Origin of the sequence: Luteococcus sp. Sow4_B9 (assembly GCF_052116585.1) — a bacterium.
In the GTDB taxonomy this organism is placed as follows: Bacteria; Actinomycetota; Actinomycetes; order Propionibacteriales; family Propionibacteriaceae; genus Luteococcus.
The window spans coordinates 39,103-65,246 of the sequence record NZ_JBQKKT010000012.1 but is presented as its reverse complement, the minus strand read 5'-3'; the positions used below and the strand labels follow the sequence as shown (position 1 = coordinate 65,246).

Below are 26,144 nucleotides of genomic sequence, written 5' to 3'. Positions count from 1 at the left end.
GATTGGAGCCATGCGACTCACCAGGCGAACGGCCCTCGTCGGCACCGGTGCAGCCCTGCTGGCCGGTTGCGGCACCACCACAGAGCCGGACCCCGGCCAGCGTCCCACCCGGTCAGCCACCGGCGGCCAGAGCACCAGCGCCACACCGTCCCCGGCCAGCAGGTCCACCGCGAGTGGCAGCATCCCTGAGCTCGACGTCGAGGTGATGGCCGACGGTCTGGAGAACCCCTGGGGGCTCGGCTTCCTGGACGACGCCGTCGTCTTCACCGAACGCCCCGGGCGAGTCGCCGTGCTGCGCGACAAGAAGGTCAGTCCCATCGCCGTCGAGCTGGACGTGGTGGCCACTGGCGAAGGGGGTCTGACCGGACTTGCCGTCAGCCCCGGCTTCGACCGCGACCGACGGATCGTCGTCAGCCACAACAGTCCCACCGACATCCGCGTGGTGCCGCTCACACTCACCGACGATCTGCGCTCCGCCACTGCGGGCACACCCCTGGTCACGGGATTGCCGGTCAACCCGTCGGGACGCCACAGCGGCTGCCGGCCGGTCTTCGGCCCGGACCAGATGCTGTGGATCGGCACCGGCGACACCGCCCGTGGCCCCATCCCGCAGGATCTTGACCAGCTGGGTGGCAAGGTCCTGCGCGTCCACCCCACCACCGGCAAGCCTGCCCCGGACAACCCCTGGGCCAGCGACGAGCGTCCCCGTGCACTGGTCCAGACCTACGGCCACCGCAACATCCAGGGTCTGTGCGCCAGGCCCTCCGACGGCAGGATGTTCGCCGTCGAACACGGCAGTCATGTGGACGACGAGGTGAACCTGCTTGTCAAGGGCGCCAACTACGGCTGGAATCCCGTGGGGCAGGGCGAGTACGACGAATCGGTGCCGATGACCGACACGTCGCTGCCTGACGCGCAGGAGGCCAAGTGGTCCTCTGGCGATTCCACGCTGGCCACCAGCGGCGCCTGCTTCGTGACCGGGGAACAGTGGGGCGCTCTCGACGGTGCCCTGCTCGTCGCCTGTCTGAAGGCCCAACGCCTGCTCGCCATGACCGTGGCCGCAGACGGCGGCATCTCCGAGGTCCGATCCCTGTCCGAACTCGAGGGCACCCACGGCCGCTTGCGCACCGTCGAGCAGGCGCCCGACGGCAGCATCTGGGTCACGACGAGCAATGGCTCCGACGACCAGTTGCTGCGGATCACGCCCCGCCCGTGACCCAACCAGTCCGGGGTGACGCGTCGGGCTGAAAACTGTTCGGGCCCGCCGGTGCTGGTGCACCGACGGGCCCGACTGTGTTCACGCTCCCCTGTCCCCCGACGTGGCGAGCGCTTGGCCTGTTGCGGTCTGGATCTCCCCCGAAATCCCCGACCGCTCCGATGCAGCTCCCCCCGGAACTCCATCGTGCGACCTTCCCCCGAAGGCCTGCTTCCTCTTCCCCCGAAGAGATTCGCCGGTCTGGATCCCCCGATCCGTTCCTGCGATGTCTCAACATTCCCGCATCGCTTCTGTGAAGAGAAGTTAAGGCCGCTGAACGGCCTTTCCGATCAGCTCGGGATCAGGAAATGCCCCGTCCCTGTCCCCTGATGGGGTGACAGCAAGCGCCCCGGGGCGTCAGCGAGCCATCCGCGCCAGCAGCAGGGCCTCAGCCAGGCAAGCCTTCTGCAGGTCCGTCAGGTCCTGGGACTCGTCGATGCCGTGCGGGCGACCGTCGGGATCCGCAACGGCAGTCACCAGGACCTGCGCCGCCGGGAAGGCCCGCTGGAAGTCCGAGATCATCGGGATGGATCCACCGCAACCGACCTGGACGGGTTCGGTGCCGTCCCAGGCGTCGCGGAAGGCCCCGCGAGCCGTCTCGGCCAGCTCTCCCTCCAGCGGCACGATGCCGGGATCGCCCGTCTCCCCGCGGGTGACGGTGACCTGTGCACCCCACGGCGCATTCCTCTCCAGGTGGGCCACCAGGGCATCCAGGGCGGACGACGCGTCGTCACCGGGAGCCACGCGCAGGCTCACCTTGGCGCGGGCCACGGGTGCGAGGGTGTTCGACGCGTCGGCCACGCGGGTGCAGTCGATCGCCAGGACGGTGCAGGCCGGCTTGTTCCACAGACGCGCCACGGCCGAGCCGTCGCCGATCCAGTGGACGCCGTCGAGCAGCCCGGACTCTGCGCGCAACCGGTCCTCGGGGTAGTCCAGATCAGGCGCCTCGGAGGTCTTGAGGCCCTCGATCGCCACATTGCCCTGCTCGTCGTGCAGCGTGGCGAGCAGCCGGCAGATGGCCGTCAGCGCATCCGGCACCACGCCACCAAAACCGCCGGAGTGCAGGGCGTGGTCCAGGGTGCGCAGTTCCACGACGCAGTCGGCCACGCCGCGCAGTGTGGTGGTGAACGACGGCTGACCGGCCTCCCAGTTGGTCGCATCGCAGATCACGAAGACGTCGCTGACCAGCTCGTCGTGGTACTTCTCGATCAGCCGTGCCAAGCTCGGCGAGCCGATCTCCTCCTCACCCTCGATGAACAGGGTGACGCCCACCGGCGGCTTGCCCTGGAAGGCGCGCAGGGCCCCCAGGTGCACGGCAATACCCGCCTTGTCGTCATTGGAGCCGCGGCCGTACAGGCGGCCATCGCGCTCGGTCAGATCGAAGGGCGGGGTGGCCCACAGCCCGGGATCGCCGGTGGGCTGCACATCGTGGTGCGAGTACAGGCAGATGGTCGGCTGGCCGTCGGGCGCCGGGAAGTGCGCGATGACCGCGGGGTGACCGTCCTCGGCCACCACCTTCACGTCAGGACAACCCAGTTCGCGCAGCTTCTCCGCCACCAGTTCGGCGCTGCGGCGCACCTCGTCGGACTTCTCGGGCAGGGAACTCACCGACTCGACGCGCACCAGCTCCTGCAGGTCTGCACGCAGCTGAGGCAGGACGGAATCGACGGCGGATCGGACAGCGGCATCATCGAGGCTCATGTCTCGATGCTAGCGAGGCCCTCCGACAGTCTTCACGAGGTCTGCCGCACGTCGACCGGCAGTGAGGGCCACGGGTCGGCCAGTTCCAGCTGCCTGGCCAGACGCAACAAGATCTCGTCGGCGCCCAGGAGACCCGTCAACATCACCCCGATGGGCAGCTCAACACCGTCAATCCTCTCGCGGTGCAACGGCAGGCTGATCGAGGGCCGACCACACAGGTTCGACGTGCTGGTCCACGGAGTGAAGGCGGTCTGACCCCAGAAGTCCGCCTCGGGATCATCGTCCCGACGCAGGGCGCCCACCGGGGCGGGAGGTTGTGCCAGCGTCGGGGTCAGCACGACGTCAAGACCCTCCCACGCCTCGGCCGTCTCGCGCGCCAGCATCTGGGCCAGGGAGACCGCCTGGGCGTGCCGCAGGCCCGTGACCTCGCGGCCCACCGCCCGCAGCCAACGGGTGAGCGGACGCAGCCGGTGCTCTTCTGTCTCGGGCACCGGGGCCGACAGCGCCATCACCGACCACAGGTCGATGAAGGTGGCCCACTTCTGGGCCGGGTAGGGGCTCGGGGCCTCCACCACGTCGTGCCCCAGCTGCGCCAACAGCGCTGCCGCGTGCTCCACGGCTCGCAGGCAGGCCGGATGCACCTCGGCCTCCACATTCGTCGGCGCCGTGAGCACCCCCACGCGCAGCCGTCCCGGCGGCCTGTCCACGGAGCCCAGAAATCCGGCCGCCGGCTCCGGGAGCAGGAAACCATCGCCGGGCCAGTGCCCGGTGATCGCGTCCAGACCAGCCGCGGTGTCACGCACCGTACGGGTCAGCACCCCATGGGTGGCCAGCGCCACCCCGTCGCTCCCCCTGGGGCCGGGCGAGACCCTTCCCCGCGAAGGTTTCAGCCCCACCAGTCCACAGGCACTGGCCGGAATGCGGATCGACCCCCCGCCATCGCTGCCGTGCGCGATCGGCACGATGCCCGACGCGACGGCCGCCGCCGCACCGCCCGAGGAACCGCCTGCCAAGCGGATCAGGTCCCACGGTGTTCGTGAGGCGGAAGCAATGTCCGGCTCGGTGTAGCAGGGCAGGCCGAACTCGGGGGTGCTGGTCTTGCCCACCATGACGGTCCCCGCCTGCTGCAGCAGGGTCACGACTCCGTCGTCGACGCTGGCCACATTGTCCTGCAGCACGGCAGAACCTGCGCGGAAGGGCATGCCCGCCACCATGGTCAGGTCCTTCACGGGGCACGGCACACCGCGCAGCGGGCTGTCGGCCGCCAGACTTCGTCGCGCATCAAGGGTTGCCGCCTGGCGCAGGGCATGCTCATGGGCCAAATGGACGAAGGCACCCACGGTCTGCGAGAGCGTCTCTGCCCGCTCCAGGCTGTGCACCGTCGCCTGCAGCGCCGACAGCTCACCCGCCCTGATCGCGGCCGCCAGCTCCAGTGCCGACAGGTGGTGGATCTCGGTCATGGCGCAACGCTAGCGGCATGACCGTGGCCGGGCCGAGGTTTCCTGGTCCATCCCGGGATTCGGCGTGGACGCCTCGGCAACGGCGCTGGAAAAGGACTGCCCAAAGCCGCAGCCGCATGGAAGGATGCTTCCGTACAGCCAATGACTCGAAAGGCGCCACACATGTCTGTCCTCTCCTCCGTGGAAATGGCCCCGCGCGATCCGATCCTGGGCCTCACCGAGGCCTTCCAGGCCGATCCCAATCCCAAGAAGGTCAACCTGGGCGTGGGCGTCTACCAGGACGAGAACGGCAAGCTGCCCGTGCTGGAGTGCGTGCGCACCGTCGAGCAGCAGATGGGCAAGGACCCCAAGCCGCGCGGCTACCTGCCGATCGACGGGCTGAAGACCTTCACCGGCGCAGTGGCCGAGCTGGTGCACGGAGCAGACGCCGCCGCGTCCGGCAAGCTCGTCACCGTCCAGACCCTCTCCGGCACCGGTGCACTGCGCGTGGCAGGCGACTTCCTGCTGCCCCTGTCCAACGGCAAGCTGCTGCTCTCGGACCCGTCCTGGGAGAACCACAACGCCGTCTTCACCCGCAGCGGCTACCAGGTCTCCACCTACCGCTACAAGGCCGCCGATCGCGATGGCCTGGACTTCGACGGCCTCGTGGAGGACCTCAAGGCTGCCCAGGAGGGCACCGTCGTGGTGCTGCACGCCTGCTGCCACAACCCCACCGGTTACGAGCTGTCCGACGAGCAGTGGGACACCGTGGTGCAGCTGGTCACCGACGGCGAGCTGATCCCGCTGGTGGACATGGCCTACCAGGGCTTCGCGGAGGGCCCCGAGCAGGATGTGAAGGCGATCCAGAAGTTCGTCGCCACTGGCCGTCCCGTGCTCAACACGGTCAGCTTCGCCAAGAACATGGGGCTGTACGGCGAGCGGATTGGCGCCCTGCAGGTGACCTGCACGGATGCCGACGAGGCCGCCCGCGTGCTCAGCCAGCTGAAGGTGCTGATCCGCACCATGGTCTCCTCCTCCCCCACCCACGGTGCCGCCGTGGTCGCGGCCGTCCTGGGCGACCCGGACCTCAAGGCCCAGTGGATCGACGAGCTGGCCGCCATGCGCGACCGGATCAAGGAGATGCGTCGCCGTCTGGTAGACGGACTGGCCGCTGCAGGCGTGACCGCCGCCAATGGCAAGAAGGACATGGGCTTCATCGCGGAGCAGGCCGGCATGTTCAGCTACACCGGTCTGTCCAAGGAGCAGATGGTGCAGCTGCGCGAGAAGTGGGGCGTCTACGGCACTGACAAGGGCCGAATCTGCGTCGCGGCCCTCAATGACTCCAACATCGACTACGTGTGCGAGGCCATCGCGGACGTGATCTGACACGAACCCGCCGCCACGCACAAAGTGTGGAGCTTTCCCACCGACATCGGTGGGAAAGCTCCACACTTTTGCTGTGTCGGACCGCATCCACAGGCCACCCCCAACCCACCCGTCATCCACAGGGGGCCGCATGACGTTGGACCACCCCATCCGGCCCCGGCGACAGTGGGCCCATGCACGCACGACAGGACCCCGGTGAAGCACTCCAGGGCCTCATCCGCGCCCAGGGGGGCGTGATCGCCAGGGAACAGGCACTGCGACTGCTGCCGGAGCGCTCCCTTCAGCGACTCGTCGACACCGGACGCTGGACTCGCATCAGCCCCGGCCTCTACACGAACCTTCCGCTGCCCCTTGGCTTCCACTCGCGTGCCTGGGCGGGGGTTCTCGCCGCTGGCGATGGGGCCATGCTGGGCGAGCATGCCGCCGGCCACCAGCTGGGGCTCTGCGAGGAACCCGAGGACGACCTCACGGTCCTGGTACCCGCAGGCACGCGCAGACAACCAGCGCCGGGCTGTCGCCATGTCCGGCGCCGCGAGCTTCCGCGTGCTCGGGGCAGTCTTCCCACGAGCCCACCCGAGACGACCGTGCTCGACCTGTGCGCCCTCGCTCCTGAACGCAGTGTCGAGTGGGTGACCGAGGCCCTGCGGCTGCGACTCACCACCCCGGATCGGCTGGAACGGGCACTGTCCGCCCGCCGACAGCTGCGCGGGGGCCGCCAGCTGCGCGTGATGCTGACGAACCTGCTGCGTGACGCCAACGGGCTGGAGTCCACCTTGGAACATCGCTATGCGGTGGCCGTCGAGCAGGCGCACGGCCTACCTCGAGGTCGGCGCCAGCAGCGCCGAGGCAGCTCCCGACATGACGTTGCCTATGAAGGTTTGCTGGTGGAACTGGACGGCAGACTCGGCCACGAGGATGCCCGTTCGAGCTTTCGCGACATGGCACGCGACAACGACGCCCTGCTCAATGGCTTGCCCACCTTGCGCTACGGCCATCAGGACTGCTGGCACCGGCCCTGCGAGGTGGCAGCCCAGGTGAACCTCGTCCTCACCCGCATCGGCCACCAGACGACAGCCCACGCCTGCCCTTCGTGCTCCGGTTCAGCGCTGTGGCCTCAAACGTGAGGAGGATTCCCACCGATGTCGGTGGGAATCCTCCTCACAATGTCGAACTGGGCGCTGGCGCCGCGCGAGAGGTGGCTCAGGCGTCCATCACTGCGGGGATGGTGGCTGCCCAGGCCTCGCGGATCTGGGCCAGCGGCAGGGTGAACTGCCCCTGGATTTCCAGCTCCTCGGCCCCCGTGACCTCACCGAGACGGGTCAGCGGGACGCCGTGCTCGGCGCACAGGGCCTTGAAACGCGGGAAGGAACTGGCCGGGAGACTGACGATCGCGCGGGCCGCCGACTCGCTGAACAACTGCACGCAGGGATTGCCCTCCGGCAGGGTCAGCGCGACTCCCATGTTCTTGCGCAGGGCGCTCTCCACCAGGGCCTGGGCCAGACCACCATCGGCCAGGTCATGGGCGCTCGACAGCAGCCCCTCCTTGCTGGCGGTGATCATGACGGCGGCCAGCGCCCTCTCTGCTGCGAAGTCGACGGCCGGGGGCATGCCGCCCAGGTGGTCATCGTGCATGACCTGAGCCCAGACCGATCCGCTCATCTCCTCGCGCGTGGTGCCCAGCAGGAAGACCGCATCGCCCTCGTAGGCGAAGCCCATCGGGGTGCGCTTGGTGACGTCGTCGATCACGCCCAGCATGCCGACCACCGGGGTGGGCAGGATGTTCGTGCCGTCGGTCTGGTTGTAGAAGCTGACATTGCCGCCGGTGACGGGAGTACCGAGCTCCTGACAGCCGGCCACCAGGCCCATGATGGCCTCTTGGAACTGCCACATCACCTCGGGGTCCTCGGGGGAACCGAAGTTCAGGCAGTCGGTGATGGCCACGGGCTCTGCGCCACCGACGGCGACATTGCGGTAGCTCTCACACAGGGCCAGCTGGGCGCCCAGGTAGGGATTCAGGTAGGCGAAACGACCATTGCAGTCCGTGGCCAGGCTGATGCCCAGATTGGTCTTCTCGTCGATGCGCAGCATTCCGGAATCCTCCGGCTGCGCCAGCACCGAGTTGCCCCGCACGTAACGGTCGTACTGGTTGGTCACCCAGGACTTGTCGCACAGGTTCGGGCTCGCCACCATCGCCATCAGGGTGTCCGCCAGGTCCTGGCCGGACGTGGCGCGCGGGAGCTTGTTCCCGTCGTCGGCATTCACCTGGTCGATCCATGCCGGGCGCGCAATCGGGCGGTTGTAGGTGGGGCCATCGTGCGCGACGGTCTTGGGATCGACATCGACGATGGTCTCGCCGTGCCAGGTGATGATCAGCCGGTCTCCCTCGGTGACCTCACCGACGACGGTGGCCAGCACATCCCACTTGGCGCAGATCTCCATGAAGCGGTCGACATTGTCCGGTTCGACCACCGCCATCATGCGCTCCTGCGACTCGCTCATGAGGATCTCCTCGGGCGAGAGGGTGGAATCACGCAGCGGGACCACGTCGAGCTCAACGCGCATGCCACCGTCGCCGGCGCTGGCCAGCTCGCTGGTGGCGCAGCTGATGCCCGCCGCGCCGAAGTCCTGGATGCCGTTGATGAGCTCCTCCGTGAAGAGCTCCAGGGTGCACTCGATGAGGAGCTTCTCCATGAAGGGGTCGCCCACCTGCACGCTGGGGCGCTTGACCGGGCCGTCGGCGTCGAAGGTCTCGGACGCGAGGATCGAGGCACCGCCAATGCCGTCGCCGCCCGTGGCAGCGCCGTACATGATGACCTTGTTACCCGCACCGGTGGCCTTGGCGCGACGCAGGTCCTCATGCTTCATCAGGCCGACGCACAGGGCGTTGACCAGGGGGTTGCCGTAGTAGGTCTTGTCGAAGACCACCTCGCCGCCGATGTTCGGCAGGCCCAAGCAGTTTCCGTAGCCGCCGACGCCGGAGACGATGCCGGGCATCACGCGCTTGGTGTCGGGCGCCTCCAGCGGCCCGAAGCGCAGCGGGTCCATGACACCGATGGGCCGGGCGCCCATGGCCAGGATGTCGCGCACGATGCCGCCGACGCCCGTCGCCGCCCCCTGGTAAGGCTCCACGTACGACGGATGGTTGTGGCTCTCGGCCTTGAAGGTGACCGCATATCCCTGGCCAATGTCGACGGCGCCGGCATTGTCGCCGATGCCCGCCAGCAGCGGCCCGCGCGGGGTGGTCTGCTCCAGCACGCCGAAGCGCTTCAGGTGCACCTTGGAGGACTTGTAGGAGCAGTGCTCGCTCCACATCACCGAGTACATCGCGAGCTCGGCCCCGGTGGGACGGCGACCCAGGATCTGGCGGATCGAGTCGTACTCGTCCTGCTTGAGACCCAGCTCGGCCCAGGGCTGCTGGACGTCGGGAGTGTTCAGGGCATTGTCAACGGTGTCGGCCACGTGATCAATCTACCGTTTGAACGCCCCGCGTGCCTCCTGAAGCGCGCTCGACGGTCAGCGGGCGGAACGGACAACCGAGGCCGCCGGAAGCGCCACGCAATGACACCGCCCCCACCCGGTAACCGGGTGGGGGCAGCGGTGGGGTGGGAGATGCCCGGGAAATGGGGAGTGTTCGTGGATGTCCCGTCGGCCGGCAGGCCAGGCGGGTCAGGCGTTGAACTCCCGGGCACGACGGGCTCGGAGTGCACCATCCGTGCACTCCAGGACCAGCCGTCGAAGGGCACCAGGAGCTTCGGGGTTCTCCTGGAGCCAGGTCTGTGCTTGCTCGGGCGCTTCGTCGGTGCGCGGGAAGAGCCCGGCCACCAGCCGGGTCGCGAGCTCGATGGAGTGGGATCGCCACACGTCGAGCAGGTCGTCGAAGTAGCCGCGAGTGATGGGTGCCACCAGCGCCTCCTGGCCGGCGGTGGTGAAGCCCGCGATCAGGGCGTCCATGTGGTCATTGCTGAGGGCACCGGGTTCGTGCAGCTGCTGCCAGACCTGCGCCTTGACTGCGGAGTCCGGACGGGCGGCCAGGGCGCGCAGGCGTGCGGTGACGCCGTCCTTGCCCGGATCTCGCGTGAGCTCAGCGTCCAGCTCGTCCTCGCCCCAGGCACCAAGCGCTGCCAGCGCATTGGCCAGTTCCCACCGCAGTTCGGCCCCCACCTCGAGCCCGGCTGGGACGGACGAGCCGTCGAGCAGGCCCTGGAGCGGACCGGTCATCGCGGGAACGCGCCCTGCCATGGCGGCGACGGCCCTCGCCATCGCGAGCTGGGCGTCGCTACCCGGAGCGGCCGTCTGCAGGGCATCCCACAGCGCGCGGGTGCTGCGCTCGTTCAGGTGGGCACCCAGATCGTTCGGGACGAAATTGTTGATGGCGAAGCGGGCATTGTCGAGCAGCGTCACCATGGTGGCGTCGTCGGACTCGATGAGCCCGTGGGCCCGCACCGCCTCCACATAGGATTCCACCCGCAGCTGGGCATCCCGGGTGAGGTTCCAGAGGGAGGACCAGACCAGGGCGCGGGCCAGCGCGTCATCCAGCGTGGACAACGACTGGGCCACGGTGGCCAGCGAACGCTCGTCGAGCTCGGTCTTGGCATAGGTCAGGTCCTCGTCGTTGACCAGCACGAGGTCCGCCTCGGGAAGTCCGGTGGCCTGGGGGATCCAGGTCAGCTCACTGCCGTCCAGTTCCACCTGGAAGCGGTCGCGGCGCACCAGGGCCCCGCCCTGCATCACATAGAGGCCCACGACGAGGGTGTGCGGCCGCCCGACGAAGGAACCGTCACGCGCATCCACCGAGTGCTGGCGGATTCCCAGGCGCGTGATGCGGCCATCGGCGCACTCGATCACTGGGCTCAGCGTGTCCGGTCCAGCGGTCTGCAGCCAACGCCGTGACCAGTCCTGCAGGTCGCGTCCGGAGACCTCGTGCAGGGCGTCGAGCAGGTCGTCCAGCCGCGCAGACCCGTAGGCGTGCTTGGCGAAGTAGACACGCGATCCGGCGAAGAAGTCCTCGACGCCGACGTGGGAGACCAGTTGCTTGAGCACTGCGGCGCCCTTGGCATAGGTGATGCCGTCGAAGTTCTGCCGGGCCGCCTCGATGTCCGGGATGTCCGCGACGATCGGGTGCGTGGTGGGCAGCTGGTCCTGGTTGTAGGCCCAGGCCTTGCGACGTCCGGCCAGGGCCACCCAGGCGTCCTGGAATTCGGTGGCCTCGACGCTGACGTGCCCGCCCATGAACTCGGCGAAGGACTCCTTCAACCACAGGTCGTCCCACCACTGGGGCGTCACCAGATCGCCGAACCACATGTGGGCCATCTCGTGCAGGATGGTGTTGGCACGGCCCTGGTACTGGGTGCGACTGGCTGCCGAACGGAAGAGATAGTGCTCGGTGAAGGTCACCAGACCCGGATTCTCCATGGCGCCCAGGTTGTACTCGGGCACGAAGACCTGGTCGTACTTGCCCCAGGGGTAGGGGAAGCCGAAGTGCTGGTGGAAGAAGTCGAGACCCTGCTTGGTGACGGTCAGGATCCGCTCGTGGTCGAAGTGCTCCACCAGGCTCTGACGGCAGAAGTGCCCCAGCGGGACCTCCAGGCCGTCACCCGATTGCCAGCTGTCGGTCACTTCGTGCCACGGGCCCGCGATCACGCAAGTGAGGTAGGTGGACAGCGGCGGGGTGGGGCCGAAGGCGTGGCGGGTGGCCATCGGCAGGCCCTCCTCGCCCGGCTCCGGCTTGACCGTACCCCCGGCGATGCGCGGCTGGTTGGAGCGGACCAGCCAACCCTCGGGTGCCAGCACGGTGATGTTGTGGACAGCCTTGAGGTCCGGCTGCTCGAAGTTCGGGAAGACCCGACGGGCATCGGCCGGCTCGAAGTGTGTGTAGAGGTAGGTCTGCCCGTCGAGCGGATCGACGAAGCGGTGCATTCCCTGACCGGATCGTGAATAGCTGGCCTCGGCATCGATCTCGATGACATTGCGGCCCTGTTCCAGGGCCACGGAGAAGCGTGCACCGTCGTAGTCGGGGCGCTGCCATTCCCCATTCACCATCACGCGATGAACGGTCCCGTCCAGGAAGTCCAGATGGGCATGGTCGATGGTGGCGTCGACGACGACCACGTCGTGCACGCCGAAGGTGCCGCGCATCTGGTCCTGGGCGCCGCGCAGATCCAGCGTCACGTGGTAGCTCTCCACCGACAGGCCTGCGGAGCGCTTGATTGCCTCATCCCGAGTGATGTTTGCAGTGCTCACCACAGCACAACCTCACATCCGGACATTCGACGGCAAGCCAGTTCGCCTGTTTGGCAACCTGGGCCTTTCACTTGTTCAAGACCCCGGTGAATTCACGCGTGAAATGACGACGCCCAATTCTTCACTTGTTAAAGTCCCGAACCCCTGTCGGGAATTGTCCGGGGCGGCGCCTAGTGTGGTCCCATGCTTCCCGCCACGCCCGACGCCGCATCGCGCACCGTGCTGGCACTCGACGCCGGACAGACCGGCGTGCGCGCACGGCTCTCCCGGGGCCCGAAGGTGCTGGGGGAAGTCGAACTGGCCGCCGTCGTGACCGACCGCCCCGTCGCACCGCAACTGGCAGACCGGGCGCTGGAGGCTTCCGAACTGCTGTCAGGCAGCGCATCGGTCCTGGCCATCGGAAGCTCGGGGCTTACCGCGGAGGAATCCGTCGTAGATGTCAAGGCCCATCTGGGTTCGTCGGGCATCGGGCAGGTCTTCCTGGCCCATGACTCGGTCACGAGCTATCTGGGGGCGCTGGGCGACAACCCCGGGGCGGTGGTGGCGGCCGGCACGGGCGTCGTGACGCTGGCCGTCGGCCGGGAGCGCACCGCGCGCGTCGACGGCTGGGGGAACCTGATTGGCGATGCCGGGTCTGGCTACTGGATCGGTCGGGCAGGGCTGGAGGCCGTGATGCGGGCACATGACGGTAGAGGCCCGGCCACTGCCCTGTCCGCGCCCGTGCGTCGGGACTTCGACGAGGATCTCGAGGGCGCCTACATGGTCCTGCAGGCCGACGAGCAGCGGGTCAGGCGCATCGCAGCATGGAGCCGGACCGTGGCCGAGCTGGCGGAATCCGGGGATGAGGTCTGCCGAGGCATCTGCACCCGGGCCGGCGAGGAGCTCGCGGTCTCTGCCCTGGCCGGCCTGCGTCGCGTCGACGAGGACACCCGACCTCATCCCGTGGTGAGCACCGTCGGCAAGGTCTTCTCCTCGGCCGTCGTCCGCGAGGCCTTCCACGCCCATCTGTGGCAGGCTCTGGATGGCGTCCAGATTGCACCACCACGCGGCACGGGCCTCGACGGGGCTGCACAGCTACCATTCGTCTCCCACAAGTCCGCACTCCAGCCCCAGATCGAGGTCGTGTCATGAACTCGCAGCTCCCGAACACATCACCCCTGCGGATCGCCCTGGTCAATGACCACCCATTGGTCCTGGCAGGTCTCCACGCACTGCTGCGCCCCTTCGAGCAGCTCGACGTCGTGGAGCTCGACTCGTTGGTGGAGGTGGAGCAGCCCTGTGACATTGCCCTGCTGGACACCTACGCCATGGCAACCGATCTCTCGGCCACTGTCAGGGAGCACCTGGCCGACCCGCAGATCAACCGGCTGGCGATCTATTCCTGGACATTGACCCCTCCCCTGGTGAGCGACGCCTTCGAAGCGGGCGCCATGGGTGCGTTGGCCAAGAGTCTTGATGCCCCTGCACTGGCAGCCTCGCTGGAGCGGATCGGCCGTGGTGAGCGTGTCATCGAGGCGGGCGGGGCGACCACGTCGGACCTCGAGGCCAGCCAGGCGGAGGGCCGACGGGACTGGCCGGGACGAAGCCATGGACTCACCATGCGGGAGTCGGAAGTCATGTCGTTGATCGCGCAGGGCTTGAGCAATGAGCAGATCGCCCAGACGCTCTACCTCAGCCCGAACTCCGTGAAGAGCTTCATCCGCACGGCCTATCGGAGGATCGGCGTGACCTCGCGAGCCCAGGCCGTCATCTGGGCCCTCGAGCACGACATGCGCCCCAGGCCCTCACGACGCGTCGTCTGACGGGAGCGGCCACCCACACCACGGAATCGCGGTCGTTTCCTTACCTGCAAGGAGAAGCACTCTTCCATGTCTGACGACCACCATTTTTTCACGTTCATCTACCGTTCGCCGCAGAGTTGAGGGCTGTCCATCGGAGACTGGTTTGCTCGTTGGCGCGCCCCCACAGTCCGGCTCCTCTAGGAGCCGCCTCGAAAGGTAGAACCCATGGACCAGAAGCGTCTCCTCCCGATGATCGGCCACGTGCGCGGCAAGCGCTCGGCCGTCACCTGCGCCCTGAAGTGCGACAACCAGTGCCTTGGTGAGACCTGCAACACCACCAACAACGACTACTTCCGCGACATCGCCTCCTCGGCCGTCTCCCGTCGCACCGTGCTGGCCGGCTCCGCTGGCGCCGTGGCCCTGTTCGGCGCGTCGCGCTACGAGGCCGCTGCCACCCCGGCGCCCGAGGCCGCCCTTGCCGAGGCCCGTCGCGGCGCCCGCAAGAGCCCGCTGAACTTCAACCCGATCAGCCCTGTTGACCACATGGTTGACGAGTTCAACGTGCCGGACGGCTACACCTGGAAGCCGGTCATCAAGTGGGGCGACCCGCTGTTCGCCGATTCGCCCAAGTTCGACCCGAACAAGCAGACCGCCGAGGCCGCCCGCAAGCAGTTCGGCTACAACAACGACTACACCGAGATCCAGGAGATCCCGGGCTCCAATGGTCGTCGCGCCGTGATGTTCTGCAACCACGAGTACACCAACGAGAACATCATGTTCCCGACGGACATGCCCATCGAGCAGAAGCGTGAGCTGGGCATGATCAACCACGGCCTGACCGTCGTCGAGCTGGAGCGCAAGAACCGCAACGCTCCCTACGACTACGTCAAGGGAGCCCGCCTGAACCGTCGCATCGTCATCGACGACGCCTACCGCATGACCGGCCCCGCCGCCGGCTCGGACCTGCTGAAGACCAAGGCTGATCCCTCGGGCACCAAGGTGCTGGGCACCCTGGGCAACTGCTCCGGTGGCCTGACCCCGTGGGGCACCCTGCTCTCCGGTGAGGAGAACTTCCACTCCTACTTCCGCGCCGAGGGCACCTCCGCCGAGGAGAAGCGCTACGGCCTCACCGACAAGGAGACCGTGCGCGGCTGGGAGGAGACCGATCCCCGCTTCGACACCCGCAATGAGGGCTTCGAGAACGAGGCCAACCGCTTCGGCTGGATCGTCGAGGTTGATCCCTTCGACCCGAAGTCGACCCCCCGCAAGCACACCGCCTTGGGCCGCTTCAAGCACGAGGGTGCGAACGTCATCATCGCCGAGGACCGCCGCGTGGTGGCCTACTCCGGCGACGACGAGAAGTTCGACTACCTGTACAAGTTCGTCTCCAAGCGCAAGTACCGCGCTGGCGACCGCCGCCACAACATGCGCCTCCTGGAGGAGGGCGACCTGTACGTGGCCAAGTTCAGCGGCAACTCGCCTGCCACCGAGATCGACGGCACCGGCGCCCTGCCCAGCGACGGCGAATTCGACGGCACCGGCCGCTGGATGGCGCTGGTCAAGGACGGCAAGTCCATGGTCAAGGGCATGAGCGTCGACGAGGTGCTCGTCTACACCCGTCTGGCCGCCGACAAGCTGGGCGCCACCAAGATGGACCGCTGCGAGGACGTCGAGCCCTCGCTGAAGACCGGCCGTGTCTACGTTGCCTGCACCAACAACTCCGACCGCGCCAAGCCCGGCAAGGCCGGCGTCGACGAGGCCAACCCCCGCGCCATCAACCGCGACGGCCACGTCGTGGAGATCCAGGAGCTGGGTTCGCAGACCTCCACCCGCTTCGCCTGGAACCTGCTGCTGGTCTGTGGCGATCCCGCCACCGACGAGAACACCTACTTCGCGGGCTTCCCCCGTGAGCACGTCTCGCCGATCAGCTGCCCGGACAACTTGGCCTTCGACTCGGTGGGCAACCTGTGGATCTCCACCGACGGTGCCCCGGACGGCATCGGCTACAACGACGGCCTGTTCAAGGTGACCCTGGACGGCCGCGACCGTGGCCGCGTGGACCAGTTCCTCTCGGTTCCCCGCGACGCCGAGACCTGTGGCCCGATCGTGCGTGACAAGGACCAGACGGTCTTCGTCGCCGTCCAGCACCCGGGTGAGGACGGCACCTGGGAGGAGCCCAACAGCTACTTCCCCGACTACAACAAGACCCTGCCCCGCCCCACCGTGGTGCAGGTCTACAAGGCCCCCGCAAAGGGCCGCGGCCGTGGCCGCAAGGACGCCTGATCAGCACGCTGGTCACCACAGTGACTGCTGAATGACGAGTGGCCCCGAGCTTCGTGCCCGGGGCCACTCGCGTGTTCACAGACAGGTTTGTTCCTGCCGCCGCCGAGCCGCCGCTGACCTGCACCATCGTCTCCAACCCGATCGAGGGCATGAACTGACAGTCCTGATGGACGAAGAGAAGACCGGCGCCGCCCCGGGGGGGGGGGCGCCGGTCTGCTGCTGACAGGGCCTGCGTCAGACGCGAGCCTCAAGGAAGTGCAGGACGGAGCTGAAGAACTTGCGGCCGTCCAGGCTCGGGCCGGTCAGCTCCTCCATGTTGTGCTCGGGGTGCGGCATCAGGCCGACGACATTGCCGCGCTCATTGGTGATGCCGGCGATGTCGTGGTTCGAGCCGTTCGGATTGCCGTCGATGTAGCGGAAGACCACCTGGTTGTTGTCCTCGAGCATCTTCAGAGTCTCGGGATCGGCCTGGTAGTTGCCCTCGCCATTCTTCAGGACGATGGTGATCTCGTCGCCGGCCTCGAAGTCACAGGTCCACGTGGTGTCCTTGGACTCGACGCGCAGGCGCTGGTCCTTGCAGACGAAATGGCGCTTCTCGTTGCGGATCATCGCACCGGGCAACAGGTGACTCTCGCACAGCACCTGGAAGCCATTGCAGATGCCCAGCGTTGGCATGCCCTGGTTGGCCGCGCGGACCACCGAGTCCATCACCGGGGAGAATCGCGCGATCGCTCCGCACCGCAGATAGTCGCCGTAGCTGAATCCGCCAGGCAGGATGACTGCGTCGATCTGGTCGAGCGAATCGGAACCGTGCCACAGCGGCACCGGGGTGGCACCGGCGATCTCCACGGCACGCAGTGCGTCGTGGTCGTCGAGGGACCCGGGGAAGGTCACCACACCGATCCGCACCATCAGTTGTCCTCGCCCTGCTCGACCCGGACGTCGAACTGTTCGATCACGGTGTTGGCGAGCAGCTTCTCTGCCGCATCGCGCACCTGGTCAAGACGCTCATCGGTGAGGTCGCCGTCGACCTCGATCTCGAATCGCTTGCCCTGGCGCACCGTGAAACCGGCGTATCCAAGGCGGTTCAGTGCTCCGGTGACGGCCTTGCCCTGCGGGTCAAGGATCTCGGGCTTGGGCATCACATCGACGACTACACGGGCCATGCGCCGATCCTATCGGAGTGCGAGGGCGAGCAGGACACCCGCGCACCACAGTCCGGAACCCCGGGTGGCCCCGTGCAGGTGACACCTAGGGTGGCTGGGTGACGACGACCAGTTCGACGAGCCGCACCGGAGGTGCTCTGCTGGCACTGGCGGGGGCCATGCTGTGGGGCACGACCGGGACCAGTCAGGCCCTCCTGCAGGGCGACCCGTCGCCCGTCGCCGTCGGCGGTCTGCGGGCCATCGTGGGCATGGTCGTGCTCCTGCTGCTGGCCCTCGTCCGCGATCCCGCGGCTCTGCGGGCGGCCCCCGCCGAGGGGCGTTGGCGTTGGTTGCTGGCCGCCGGTGTCTGCGTCGCCTGCTACCAGCTGACCTTCTTCGCGGCCGTCGCCCGAACCGGGGTGGCCGTCGGGACGTTGGTGATGCTCACCACCGCGCCCCTCGTGGCAGGCCTGGTCGGCTGGGTCCTCGACGGGAACCGGCCGGGCAGGGTCTGGACTCTCGCCACCGTCATCTCGCTGGCAGGTGCAGCGCTGCTGGTCCTGGGATCCGGCACCGCCGCGCCGCTCGATGTTGGCGGCCTCCTGCTCGCTGTGTGTGCGGGTGCGGCCTTCGCGCTGTACGCCGTCACGGGCCGGCAGGCCTCCCAGCACGGAGGCGACCCCTTGGCCCTGGTCAGCCTCATCTTCGTCGTCGCCGCGGCTGTCCTGACGATCCCGATGGCGAGCCAGGACCTCACCTTCGTCACCGACGGCCGCAATCTGGTGGTCCTGCTCTGGCTCGGCGTCGCTGCCACGGCCGTGGCCTACCTGCTCTACCAGAGCGGGATGCGCACGATCGACGCCGCCACTGCCGCGACGCTGGCACTGGCCGAACCCATGGTGGCCAATCTGTTGGCGGTGCTGGTGCTGGGCGAACCCTTCACCTGGCTGATGGGGTTGGGCGTCGCCCTGGTGCTCGGCGGTCTCGGGCTGCTGTCACGCGCCTGACGGGCGGGCTCGCGTGGGTTTTGCGGGCTCGAGTGGGTTCAGACGCCTCGCGATGGTTACACCACACGCGGGAGCACGAAACCCACGCGGCGCGACGAAACCGATGCGAGGGGCCCACGAAACCAGCGCGCAAACACGAGATCCCGGGGGCACATCTACCCCGGGGCCAGCCAGGACAGCCTCAGGCCAGGGCGAGGGGGCTGCCGGTCAGGCGCTCGTAGGCCTCCAGATAGCGGGCCCGCGTCGCAACGACGACATCCTCCGGCAGGGCGGGCGGCAGCTCGTCGGAAGCCCGGTCCCAGCCGGACTCCTTGGCCAGCCAGTCACGGACGTACTGCTTGTCGAAACTGTCGAGCCGACCGCCAGGGGCCCAGCTCTCGGCATCCCAGAAGCGCGATGAATCGGGGGTGAGCACCTCGTCGGCGAGCACGATCGTCCCGTCGGCCCGCCGTCCGAACTCGAACTTGGTGTCGGCCAGGATGATCCCCCGCTCACGAGCGATCTCCTCGGCACGCGCATAGACCCGCAACGTCAGGTCGCGGATCTGCTCACCCAGTTCACGGCCGGTGGTCTGGCACATGGTTTCGAAGTCGACATTCTCGTCGTGCTCCCCCATCGGGGCCTTCGTCGCCGGGGTGAAGATCGGCTCGGGAAGCCTCGAACCGTCCTGCAGGCCGGCGGGCAGTTCGATGCCGCACACCGTGCCGCTTGCCTGGTACTCCGCCCAGCCCGAGCCGGTCAGGTACCCGCGGGCGACGCACTCCACCGGGATCATGTCGAGCTTCTCGCACACCAGCGCCCGTCCCTCGACGAGGGCAGCCCGCTCGGCGCCGATCTCGTCGGCCGGCTGCGCGCTGATCACGTGGTTGTCCACCAGGTCACGCAACTGCTCGAACCACCACAGTGAGAGCTGCGTGAGCACCACTCCCTTGCCCGGGATTCCGGGCTCCAGGACGAAGTCGTAGGCAGAGATGTTGTCGGTGGCCACCATCAGCATCCGGTCATTGGCCTCAAGGGCATACAGCTCACGGACCTTGCCGCTGTGCAGGAGGGGCAGTTGCAGGCTGGTGTACTCGCTCACGAGGACACCCTAGTGGGCATGTACTGCCCTGGTGGGACCGTTCACCACTCCCACTTGACGACGTACACGCCGGCCGGCGCGTCCAGCTTGATGGCCTGCACCAGCCCGTCGGAGACGGGCAGCTCCACCGCGTCGGGCGAGTCGAAGCCAAGGTCCTCGTCGACGCTGCGGGTGTAGCCCACGACACGTCGGGGGATGTCTCCGCGCGGGAACTGGATCTCCACCACCAGTTCGCCGAGTCGGGAGACGGCCACCCCAAAGGAATCGAAGGGCTCGGGCACCGGCGGCATGGCTGTCATGTACTCGAGCATCACCAGCTCCCCCTGCCGCAAGGGGCGGGGCAGCACCATCTCGGTGAGGGTGAGTTGTTCATTCTCCAGCACGAAACGCCGGCCGACCGAACAGTTGGACAGCGCGTGCACTTCCTGCGCCTCGCCGGGCTCCTGGGGGCTGCCCTGCTGCCGTTCCGCCAGCACGGGGAAGGAGGTGGTTCCCGGGGTCAGGCACTGGATCACGCTGCGCACCACCTCGGAGCTCTGGGTGCGATCGGTGGCCACCATGACGGTGACATGGGTACTGACCTTGCGGAGATTGTCGGGCGTCATCCCTGTCTCCACCAGCGCCTCCTGCACGGTGCTCGGGAGGCTGAGGGGTACGGGGCCGTTGCCACTGCGACGCCGGGTCTGGCTGACTGGCGCCACCGATGTCAGCGTGCCCGGTTCCACCTCCAGCACTTCCTCCAACGCCGTCAGGGTGCGGTGCGAGTGGGATCGGGTGGGCTGGGACCGGCCGTTCTGCCAGTAGCTGAGAGTCGCGACGCTGACCTTCACGTCCAGCTCGGACAAGCGGTGCCGAATGCGCTCCAGGCTCAGCCCACGCAACTTGATCGCCTCATTGAGTTTGGAGGCGAAGTCATCACGCGTCTCGTCGTCGCGCATCGTTCCTCCAAGTGCTGGCCGTCGGCTCCCCGTCCTCTCCCCATCTTCATGGGCCGTCAGGCAGCTCCCGGTGACCAGACGCGGAGCGATGGTTCCAGCCACACAGCTGAAGGCCCGAAAGCACAGGGCGCCATGGCTCGAGTGATCTCGGGGCAGCCTTTCGGCTTCCACTCGGGCCATGGCGCTGTCCATCGGGGGAGTGGACACCTATGAATATGTCACACGCACGGCCCACACCTGCAGCCCAGACGACCACGAGAACGAATTAAGAATTAACTGTCCCTGACCAACGACACTTCACCGCGCCCCCACACGGGACAGGCGCTAGGTTTGGAACGATCACACAGGCCCCGCACGGAAGGTATGACATGACGCAGCAGGACCGGCTCGACGGCATGGGAGCACTCCCCCACGACGGGGGCGTCGCCTTCCGGGTCTGGGCCCCCCACGCCACCACGGTGAGCGTGATGGGCGACTTCAATGAGTGGAACAATTCGGCCAATCCGCTGGAGAACGAGGGCAATGGCTACTGGTACGGCGACGTGGCGGGTGCCAGCGTCGGCCAGCAGTACAAGTACCACCTGACCAATGGCGAGATGCAGTTGGACAAGGTGGACCCCTACGCCCACCAGGTCACCAACTCCGTCGGCAATGGCATCATCTACGACCACGATGCCTTCGACTGGCAGGGCGACTCCTTCATCTGCCCAGCCCACAATGAGCTGGTCATCTACGAGCTGCACACCGGCTCCTTCAACACCACGCCGGAGCAGGTGGGCAACTTCGAGTCCGTGCTGGCCAAGATGGACCACTTCAAGAAGCTGGGCGTCAATGCCGTCCAGCTGATGCCGGTGATGGAGTTCGCTGGTGACCGTTCGTGGGGTTACAACCCGGCGCACGTCTTCGCCGTCGAGAGCGCCTATGGCGGCCCTGACAAGCTGAAGGAGCTCATCCGCGAGTTCCACAAGAACGGCATCGCCGTCATCATCGACGTTGTCTACAACCACTTCGGCCCCAGCGACCTGGACCTGTGGCAGTTCGACGGCTGGAACGAGAACGGCAAGGGCGGCATCTACTTCTACAACGACTGGCGCTCGCAGACCCCATGGGGTGACACGCGTCCGGACTACGGCCGCCCGGAGGTGCGCCGCTTCATCCGCGACAACGCGATGATGTGGCTGGAGGAGTACCACGCCGACGGTCTGCGCTGGGACATGACGGCCTACATCCGCTCCAAGGATGCCTTCACCAATGACATCCCCGAGGGCTTCGAGCTGATGGGCGAGGTCAACCGCGAGGTGCGCGACAAGTTCCCGGGCAAGATCATGATCGCCGAGGACATGCACGGCCATGACGACATGGTGGGCGAAGGCTACGAGCAGGCCGCCTTCCACGCCCAGTGGGATGCCGAGTTCGTGCACCCGCTGCGGGCCTTCATCCGCGCCTTCGACGACGCCGACCGCAACCTGGGTCAGGTGGCTGGCGCCATTGGCCACAACTACGACGGCGAGGCCTTCCGTCGGGTCATCTTCACGGAGAGCCACGACGAGGTTGCCAATGGCAAGCAGCGTGCGGTCAGCGACGTGAACCCCGTCGACCAGCAGGGTTGGTATGCCACCAAGCGCGCCACGCTGGGCACGATGATCGCCCTGACCAGCCCCGGCATCCCGATGGTCTTCCAGGGCCAGGAATTCCTGCAGGGTGGCTACTTCACCGACGAGGTTCCGCTGGACTGGAACCTCAACGAGACCCACCAGGGCATCGTGCAGCTCCACGCCGACCTGATGCAGCTGCGTCGCAACTGGCAGGACGACACCGAGGGCCTGCGCGGCGCCGGCCTGAACATCTTCCACGTCAACGACGATGCCAATGTGATGGCCTGGCACCGGTGGAAGGACCACGGCACCAATGACGACGTGGTGGTCGTGATCAATGCCAATGACGACGTGCGCGGCAACTACCGGATCGGCCTGCCCGCTGGTGGCCGCTGGGAGCTGAAGTTCAACTCGGACTCCAAGGCCTACTCCCCCAGCTTCGGCTCGGCGGACGCCTTCGACCTCACGGCGGAGGACCAGGACCAGGACGGCTACTCCTACTCCGCGACGGTGAACCTGGCGCCCTACTCGATGCTGGTCTACAGCTGGAAGGGCTGACCGAGCCCAGCTGACGGGGCCCAGCGGACGGGGCCGCGTGTGGATGCTGCATCCCCACGCGGCCCCGTGCGCGTCCGCGGCTGCGTCGTCTGCCGAGACCTGCCGGCCCCGCGTGGGAGCATGACGCCATGAAGACTTCTCGTCGTGGACAGGTGCCGGCCTTTGAGGTGATGGAGATCGTCGAACGCGTGGGCCAGCTGCGTGCCGACGGACGCGACGTGGTGAGCCTGTGCGTCGGGGAGCCCAGCACCGGCGCCCCCGCGGCGGTGCGAGCCGCGATGAGCGAGGCGATGATCTCCGGGGTCTCCACCGGCTATTCCGCTGCGCTCGGCATGCCGGAACTGCGCGAGGCCATTGCCGGTCACTACCGCCGCTGGTACGGCATCGAGGTCCCCAGCCGTCAGGTGGCGATCACCACCGGGTCCTCGGGGGCCTTCCTGCTGGGTTTCCTGGCGGCCTTCGACGCGGGTGATCGGGTGGCGCTGGCCCGTCCGGGCTATCCCGCCTATGCCAACATCCTGGGCAGCCTGGGGCTCGACGTGGTGGAGATCGACGTGAGCCACACCGATGACTTCCAGCTCACGACCGCCATGCTGGACGCGGCCCAGCAGGAGGCTCCGCTGGCGGGGCTGGTGGTGGCCTCCCCCGCCAATCCCACCGGCACCATGCTCGACGCGGGGCAGATGGCCCAGATCGTCGGCTGGTGCACGGAGCACGACGTGCGGCTGGTCTCCGACGAGATCTACCACGGGATCAGCGCCACCGGCGAGGTGGGCGAATGTGCCTGGAGCCATGGCCGCGACGCGCTGGTGGTGAGCTCCTTCAGCAAGTACTGGGGCATGACCGGCTGGCGGTTGGGCTGGATGCTGGTGCCCGAGGACCTGTTGGCCACCGTCGACGCCCTGAGCAGCAACCTGGCCCTGTGCGCACCGGTGCCAGCGCAGATTGCTGCCCTGCAGGCCTTTGGCGAGGACGTCCACACCCAGGCACGGGCCGCCAATGTGGGCTACGACCAGGCCCGGGTGCTGGCGCAGGAGTTCGCGGCCCGGCAGGGCTGGCGGCTCGCCCCGGCCGACGGCGCCTTCTACGTGTACGCGGACATCTCCACGTCGCTGCAACCCGGCGAGGATTCCCGCGCCTGGTGCACCAGCCTGCTGGAGCAGGCAGGCGTCGCGATGACACCCGGCTGGGACTTCGACAAGGTCAACGGCGGCACCACCGTGCGCCTCAGTCTGGCCGTCGGCCCGGAGCTGACCGCCGAGGCGCTGCGTCGCACCGGGGAATGGTTGACGGCCCGCTGATTCCTACAGGTGGTTCAGCCAGGCTCGCGCGCCGGTGTACTGGACGCGGATGCTGGCCTGGCGCACGGCTTCCTGCACGGCAGTGCCCAGATCCCCGTCGTTGAGCAGCAGGCTGGCCACCAGGGCTCCATGGAAGGCGTCGCCCGCCCCCAGGGTGTCGACGGCCGTCACCGTGGGCGGGGTGACCTCGCCCCGCTCGGTGGGGCCAGCCCAGAGCGTCGTGGCAGCGCCATCGGTCATCACGGCGGTGGTCGCGCCCTTGCCCAGCGCATGCTCGACGGCGCCGTGAAGATCTGTCCCCAAACCCGTGGCGTAGTCGGCGGACCCGGCGACCACGTCGAGCCAGCTCAACCAGCTCTCCGCGGCCGGCTTCACGCTGCCGGCATCCAGCACCGTCAGGCAGGGCGAGTCGGCCAGCAGCCCCAGGGCCATCCCGGCGGCGACGGGATGATGTCCGTCCACGAGCAGCGCATCGGCCCCCGCCAAGGCGGCGCGCGCCGCGTCATTGAGCTGGTAGCGGGAGCGCAGGGCGCTGGTGGAGAAGACGGTGCGGGTGCCGTCGGCCTCGACGATGCAGGTACTGACCGGCAGGGGGAAGGTGGGCTCGGCCAGGTCGACGACCGTGACGCCGTGCTCCTCCAGATCAGCCCGCGCCGTCTGCGCCGCCGACGAATGCCCCAGCCCGGTGACCAAGGTCGTGCGCCCCAGCATGGCTGCGGCGGTGATGGCGGCATTGGCCGCGGGCCCACCGGCGGCCAGCTCCGTGGACTCGACGACCGACTTCACGCCCCAGGGCGGCCGGGACTCCACGCGCTGCACCACGTCCAGCGTGGTGAGCCCCAGGAAGACGGCATTCGGGCTGGTCATCGGTGACCTCCTATGGTTCTCACCAGATTCCCATGGCTGCGTCGACTTGTCGAGTGCCTAGTCAACCCCGGAACGACCGCTCGACATGCCCGGGGACCGCTGGCCGAACCCGCCGAGGCCCCGGGCAACAAGGTCAGAGGACCGACCCCGGGCGGTAGGCGGCGGCCTGCGGGTCAGCGTCGGCCAATTCCTTGACCCGGGCCACCACGCGTTCCACCTGGTTGGCCGCGTCGCCGGTCAGGTCCAGCGGCTGGCTGACCAGTGCCTGCAGCTCGTCGCGGGTCAGGCCCAGGGCGCTCTCGGCGGCCAGACGGTCGAACAGGTCGTTCACGCGCAGGCCCTCCTCACGCATCTCCAGGGCCACCGCGACCGCATTGGTCTTGATCGCCTCGTGGGCATCCTCGCGGCCGACGCCCTTGCGAACCGCCGCCATCAGCACCTTGGTGGTGGTGAGGAAGGGCAGGTAACGCTCCAGCTCGGCCTCGATCACGGCCGGGAAGGCCCCGAAATCGGCCAGGATGGTCAGGAAGGTCTCGAACATGCCGTCGAGCGCGAAGAAGGCGTCCGGCAGCGCCACGCGGCGGACCACCGAGCAGGAGACGTCGCCCTCATTCCACTGCACACCGCTCAGCCCCTCGGTCATGGCGACGTAGCCGCGCAGGATCACGTTGAAGCCGTTGACGCGCTCGCAGGAGCGGGCATTCATCTTGTGCGGCATGGCGGAGCTGCCCACCTGCCCTGGCTTGAAACCCTCCGTGACCAGCTCATTGCCGGCCATCAGGCGCAGGGTGGTGCACAGGCTGCTGGGGCCGGCGGAGGTCTGGTACAGCGCGCTGACCGCGTCGAAGTCGAGGCTGCGCGGGTAGACCTGGCCCACCGAGTCCAGCACCGAGGCGAAGCCCAGGCTCTCGGTGGCGCGCTTCTCCAGCTCGGCAAGCTTCGCGGCGTCGCCGTCCAGGAGGTCGAGCATGTCCTGCGCGGTCCCCATCGGCCCCTTGATGCCGCGGCCCGGGTAGCGCTTCACCAACTCGTCGACACGGTGGTAGGCGATCAGCATCTCGTCGGCCGCCGACGCGAAACGCTTGCCCAGGGTGGTGACCTGCGCGGCCACATTGTGGCTGCGACCGGTCAGCGGCTGGCTGGTGTACTGCACGGCCAGATCCGCGGTCATCGCCAGGGCGGTGATGATCCGCTCGCGGACCAGCTGCAGGCTGGCGAGCACCTGGTGCTGCTCGATGTTCTCCGTCAGGTCACGGCTGGTCATGCCCTTGTGGACATGCTCGAAACCGGCCAGATCGTTGAACTCCTCGATCCGGGCCTTCACGTCGTGGCGGGTCACTCGCTCGCGCGCGTCGATGCTCGCCAGGTCAATCTCGTCGACGTGGGCGCGGTAGGCCTCGATGACGGTGTCCGGATCGTCGCCGCCGAAGGAGACACCCAGATCGCGCTGCGCCTCCAGCACGGCGATCCACAGCTTGCGCTCCATGACGATCTTGGCCTCGGGGCTCCAGATCTCACGCATCGCCGGCGAGGCATAACGGTTGGCAAGGACATTGGGGACAGTCAT

At 67.8% G+C, this 26,144-nt stretch carries 17 protein-coding genes and 2 pseudogenes; 9 read left to right on the top strand and 10 right to left on the bottom strand.

The window, feature by feature from the left end; all coding sequences use genetic code 11:
- Positions 1-10 precede the first annotated feature (10 nt).
- On the top strand, positions 11-1,216 hold the full coding sequence (locus ACTQ49_RS09190) for a PQQ-dependent sugar dehydrogenase (protein WP_441827545.1): 1,206 nt from the start codon (positions 11-13) through the stop codon (positions 1,214-1,216).
- 396 nt (positions 1,217-1,612) lie between these two features.
- On the opposite strand, the gene ACTQ49_RS09185 is transcribed toward ACTQ49_RS09190, so the two are convergent.
- Together ACTQ49_RS09185 and ACTQ49_RS09180 are read right to left on the bottom strand one after the other, a co-directional pair.
- Complete coding sequence (locus ACTQ49_RS09185) at positions 1,613-2,956, bottom strand: dipeptidase (RefSeq protein ID WP_441827544.1); 1,344 nt, start codon at positions 2,954-2,956, stop codon at positions 1,613-1,615.
- Between the two features lie 32 nt (positions 2,957-2,988).
- Complete coding sequence (locus tag ACTQ49_RS09180; RefSeq protein WP_441827543.1) at positions 2,989-4,416, bottom strand: amidase; 1,428 nt, start codon at positions 4,414-4,416, stop codon at positions 2,989-2,991.
- Positions 4,417-4,578: 162 nt separating this feature from the next.
- On the opposite strand from ACTQ49_RS09180, the gene ACTQ49_RS09175 reads away from it, so the two are divergent.
- Both ACTQ49_RS09175 and ACTQ49_RS09170 read left to right on the top strand, forming a co-directional pair.
- Positions 4,579-5,781: an amino acid aminotransferase gene (locus ACTQ49_RS09175; protein WP_441827542.1), complete on the top strand. Its 1,203-nt coding sequence runs from the start codon at positions 4,579-4,581 to the stop codon at positions 5,779-5,781.
- A gap of 173 nt (positions 5,782-5,954) precedes the next feature.
- Entirely contained in the window at positions 5,955-6,905 is a 951-nt protein-coding gene (locus ACTQ49_RS09170; RefSeq protein WP_441827541.1) for a type IV toxin-antitoxin system AbiEi family antitoxin domain-containing protein, read from the top strand.
- A gap of 76 nt (positions 6,906-6,981) precedes the next feature.
- On the opposite strand, the gene purL is transcribed toward ACTQ49_RS09170, so the two are convergent.
- Together purL and pepN are read right to left on the bottom strand one after the other, a co-directional pair.
- Positions 6,982-9,240 (bottom strand): phosphoribosylformylglycinamidine synthase subunit PurL, encoded by a 2,259-nt coding sequence (gene purL / locus ACTQ49_RS09165; protein ID WP_441827540.1) that lies wholly within the window; start codon positions 9,238-9,240, stop codon positions 6,982-6,984.
- Positions 9,241-9,447: 207 nt separating this feature from the next.
- A complete protein-coding gene (gene pepN / locus ACTQ49_RS09160) occupies positions 9,448-12,021 on the bottom strand; it encodes an aminopeptidase N (protein ID WP_441827539.1) in 2,574 nt (857 codons plus the stop codon).
- Positions 12,022-12,204: 183 nt separating this feature from the next.
- Between pepN and ACTQ49_RS09155 the strand changes: the two genes are divergently transcribed.
- The 3 genes from ACTQ49_RS09155 (at position 12,205) to ACTQ49_RS09145 (ending at position 16,085) form a co-directional block, all read left to right on the top strand.
- Positions 12,205-13,152 carry an N-acetylglucosamine kinase gene (locus tag ACTQ49_RS09155; RefSeq protein WP_441827538.1) on the top strand — a complete coding sequence of 316 codons (948 nt, stop codon included), beginning with the start codon at positions 12,205-12,207 and terminating at the stop codon, positions 13,150-13,152.
- A complete protein-coding gene (locus ACTQ49_RS09150) occupies positions 13,149-13,823 on the top strand; it encodes a LuxR C-terminal-related transcriptional regulator (RefSeq protein WP_441827537.1) in 675 nt (224 codons plus the stop codon). Before ACTQ49_RS09155 ends, ACTQ49_RS09150 begins: the two co-directional genes overlap by 4 nt.
- 204 nt (positions 13,824-14,027) lie before the next feature.
- Positions 14,028-16,085, top strand: coding sequence for a PhoX family protein (locus tag ACTQ49_RS09145; protein WP_441827536.1), 2,058 nt, complete (start codon positions 14,028-14,030; stop codon positions 16,083-16,085).
- A 234-nt stretch (positions 16,086-16,319) separates the two neighbouring features.
- Here the strand turns inward: ACTQ49_RS09145 and purQ are convergent, their stop codons facing one another.
- The gene (gene purQ, locus ACTQ49_RS09140) at positions 16,320-16,997 is read right to left on the bottom strand and encodes a phosphoribosylformylglycinamidine synthase subunit PurQ (RefSeq protein WP_441827535.1); all 678 of its coding nucleotides are present in this window, start codon (positions 16,995-16,997) and stop codon (positions 16,320-16,322) included.
- Positions 16,997-17,298: pseudogene (gene purS / locus ACTQ49_RS09135) on the bottom strand (phosphoribosylformylglycinamidine synthase subunit PurS); the annotation flags it as partial. The pseudogene purS and the gene purQ, both read right to left, overlap by 1 nt.
- 51 nt (positions 17,299-17,349) lie before the next feature.
- Here purS and ACTQ49_RS09130 point away from each other — a divergent pair.
- The gene (locus ACTQ49_RS09130; RefSeq protein ID WP_441827534.1) at positions 17,350-18,237 is read left to right on the top strand and encodes a DMT family transporter; all 888 of its coding nucleotides are present in this window, start codon (positions 17,350-17,352) and stop codon (positions 18,235-18,237) included.
- A 202-nt stretch (positions 18,238-18,439) separates the two neighbouring features.
- On the opposite strand, the pseudogene ACTQ49_RS09125 reads toward ACTQ49_RS09130, so the two are convergent.
- Together ACTQ49_RS09125 and ACTQ49_RS09120 are read right to left on the bottom strand one after the other, a co-directional pair.
- Positions 18,440-19,318 (bottom strand): annotated as a pseudogene (locus tag ACTQ49_RS09125) (phosphoribosylaminoimidazolesuccinocarboxamide synthase); the annotation flags it as partial.
- A gap of 41 nt (positions 19,319-19,359) precedes the next feature.
- Positions 19,360-20,256 carry a helix-turn-helix domain-containing protein gene (locus ACTQ49_RS09120; RefSeq protein WP_441827533.1) on the bottom strand — a complete coding sequence of 299 codons (897 nt, stop codon included), beginning with the start codon at positions 20,254-20,256 and terminating at the stop codon, positions 19,360-19,362.
- A 368-nt stretch (positions 20,257-20,624) separates the two neighbouring features.
- Here ACTQ49_RS09120 and ACTQ49_RS09115 point away from each other — a divergent pair, with 368 nt between their 5' ends.
- Together ACTQ49_RS09115 and ACTQ49_RS09110 are read left to right on the top strand one after the other, a co-directional pair.
- Complete coding sequence (locus tag ACTQ49_RS09115) at positions 20,625-22,409, top strand: alpha-amylase family glycosyl hydrolase (RefSeq protein WP_441827532.1); 1,785 nt, start codon at positions 20,625-20,627, stop codon at positions 22,407-22,409.
- 128 nt (positions 22,410-22,537) lie between these two features.
- On the top strand, positions 22,538-23,710 hold the full coding sequence (locus ACTQ49_RS09110; protein WP_441827531.1) for a pyridoxal phosphate-dependent aminotransferase: 1,173 nt from the start codon (positions 22,538-22,540) through the stop codon (positions 23,708-23,710).
- A 3-nt stretch (positions 23,711-23,713) separates the two neighbouring features.
- Here ACTQ49_RS09110 and ACTQ49_RS09105 read toward each other — a convergent pair whose 3' ends face one another.
- Positions 23,714-24,577, bottom strand: coding sequence for a carbohydrate kinase family protein (locus ACTQ49_RS09105; protein WP_441827530.1), 864 nt, complete (start codon positions 24,575-24,577; stop codon positions 23,714-23,716).
- A gap of 133 nt (positions 24,578-24,710) precedes the next feature.
- Positions 24,711-26,144 (bottom strand): adenylosuccinate lyase, encoded by a 1,434-nt coding sequence (gene purB, locus ACTQ49_RS09100; RefSeq protein ID WP_441827529.1) that lies wholly within the window; start codon positions 26,142-26,144, stop codon positions 24,711-24,713.

Excerpts from the sequence above, each read along its gene's own strand:
- ACTQ49_RS09145 (WP_441827536.1), top strand. The coding sequence starts at position 14,028 with ATGGACCAGAAGCGTCTCCTCCCGATGATCGGCCACGTGCGCGGCAAG.
- ACTQ49_RS09185 (WP_441827544.1), bottom strand. The coding sequence starts at position 2,956 with ATGAGCCTCGATGATGCCGCTGTCCGATCCGCCGTCGATTCCGTCCTG.
- purB (WP_441827529.1), bottom strand. The coding sequence starts at position 26,144 with ATGACTGTCCCCAATGTCCTTGCCAACCGTTATGCCTCGCCGGCGATG.
- ACTQ49_RS09105 (WP_441827530.1), bottom strand. The coding sequence starts at position 24,577 with ATGACCAGCCCGAATGCCGTCTTCCTGGGGCTCACCACGCTGGACGTG.
- ACTQ49_RS09155 (WP_441827538.1), top strand. The coding sequence starts at position 12,205 with ATGCTTCCCGCCACGCCCGACGCCGCATCGCGCACCGTGCTGGCACTC.
- ACTQ49_RS09170 (WP_441827541.1), top strand. The coding sequence starts at position 5,955 with ATGCACGCACGACAGGACCCCGGTGAAGCACTCCAGGGCCTCATCCGC.
- ACTQ49_RS09150 (WP_441827537.1), top strand. The coding sequence starts at position 13,149 with ATGAACTCGCAGCTCCCGAACACATCACCCCTGCGGATCGCCCTGGTC.
- ACTQ49_RS09115 (WP_441827532.1), top strand. The coding sequence starts at position 20,625 with ATGACGCAGCAGGACCGGCTCGACGGCATGGGAGCACTCCCCCACGAC.
- ACTQ49_RS09180 (WP_441827543.1), bottom strand. The coding sequence starts at position 4,416 with ATGACCGAGATCCACCACCTGTCGGCACTGGAGCTGGCGGCCGCGATC.
- purQ (WP_441827535.1), bottom strand. The coding sequence starts at position 16,997 with ATGGTGCGGATCGGTGTGGTGACCTTCCCCGGGTCCCTCGACGACCAC.
- ACTQ49_RS09110 (WP_441827531.1), top strand. The coding sequence starts at position 22,538 with ATGAAGACTTCTCGTCGTGGACAGGTGCCGGCCTTTGAGGTGATGGAG.
- ACTQ49_RS09175 (WP_441827542.1), top strand. The coding sequence starts at position 4,579 with ATGTCTGTCCTCTCCTCCGTGGAAATGGCCCCGCGCGATCCGATCCTG.
- ACTQ49_RS09190 (WP_441827545.1), top strand. The coding sequence starts at position 11 with ATGCGACTCACCAGGCGAACGGCCCTCGTCGGCACCGGTGCAGCCCTG.
- ACTQ49_RS09120 (WP_441827533.1), bottom strand. The coding sequence starts at position 20,256 with ATGCGCGACGACGAGACGCGTGATGACTTCGCCTCCAAACTCAATGAG.